This is a genomic window from Streptomyces sp. NPDC004561, assembly GCF_053602155.1.
This window is the reverse complement of sequence record NZ_JBSGDB010000904.1, coordinates 1-1,412: the sequence shown is the minus strand read 5'-3', so window position 1 is coordinate 1,412 and position 1,412 is coordinate 1. Positions and strand designations below refer to the sequence as shown.

Annotated in this window: 1 protein-coding gene; it reads left to right on the top strand. The window is 75.3% G+C overall.

Annotated features, from left to right (window positions below):
• A partial coding sequence (locus ACWEN3_RS46570; protein WP_452984501.1) for a GAF domain-containing protein occupies positions 1-1,412 on the top strand: 1,412 nt, incomplete at both ends.

Genomic DNA, 1,412 nt, shown 5'->3' with positions numbered 1-1,412 from the left:
GCAGCGGTGCCACCGCCCAGGACCTCGCGGAGGTCGAGCAGGCCACCGAGGCGGCGCTGCGCGTACAGACCTCGCTGCGCCAGCACCGGCGCCGCGAGGCGGAACTGACCGCGCTGTTCGACACCGCCGGAGACCTGGCCGCGCTGCGTGACCTCGACGCCGTGCTGCGCTCCATCGTGCGGCGGGCCAGGATGCTGCTCGGCACCGACACGGCCTATCTCACGCTGCCCGACGAGGAGGCCGGGGACACCTACATGCGGGTCACCGACGGTTCGGTGTCGGAGCTGTTCCAGCACCTGCGCCTGCAGCTCGGGGAGGGCCTCGGCGGCCTGGTCGCGCAGACCGCCCGCCCCTACGCCTCCCCGGACTACCGCACCGACGACCGTTTCCTGCACACGGGCACCATCGACGCCGGCGTCCTCGACGAGGGCCTGGTCGCGATCCTCGGCGTGCCGCTGCTGCTGGGGTCGGGAAGCGGCGGCCAGGTCATCGGCGCGCTCTTCGCCGCGGACCGTACACCGCGCACCTTCTCCCCCGACGAGGTCGCCCTGCTGTGCTCGCTGGCCGACCACGCCGCCATCGCCATCGACACCGCTAAGGCCATGGCCGACGCCCGGGCCGCGCTGGCCGAACTGGCCGAGGCGAACGCGGTGATCCGGGAGCACTCCGCCGCCATGCAGCGTGCCGAGGAGTCCCACGACCGGCTCACCGACCTGGTGCTGCGCGGCGGCGACGTCTCGGACGTGGCCGCCGCCGTGGCCGGTCTGCTGAAGGGTGACGTCGCGGTCCACGACGGCTCCGGGCGGCCGCTCAACACGGTCGCCGGGGGCGGCGGCGCGTTCGCCAGGGGCACGGGCGACCCCGACGGCGCCGGTGCCGAGGAGGCGGCGGCGCTGGTCGCGGACGCGGAGAGCTCACGCGCGGCCGCCCACGCGGTGTTCCGCGACGGGCGGTGGGTCTGCGCGGTGCTGGCCGGGCAGGAGCTGCTGGGCTGTCTGGTCCTGTACGGGCGGCCGGAACTCGACGGCCCCGACCGGCGTCTGTTCGAGCGGAGCAGCGTCGTGACCTCCCTGCTGCTGTTGCTGCGGCGTTCGGTCGCAGAGACCGAGAACCGCGTCCGCGGCGATCTGCTCACGGACCTGCTCACCGCACCCGACCGCGACCCGGCCGGCCTGGTCGCCCGGGGCCTCCGCCTCGGCATCGACCTCAACCGGCCCCACGTACTGCTCGTCGCCCGTACCGGCGCCGCGGCCCGGGAGCGGCTCGCCGACGCCGCCGTGCGCTACCTGTTCGGCTGCGGCAGCGTCAGCGCGGAACACGAGGGCGCCGTGGTGCTGCTGCTGCCGTACGACGGCACCGGGCCGGGTGAGGCGGCCCGCGTCACCGCCGGACAGCTCGGCCAGCTGGTCGGC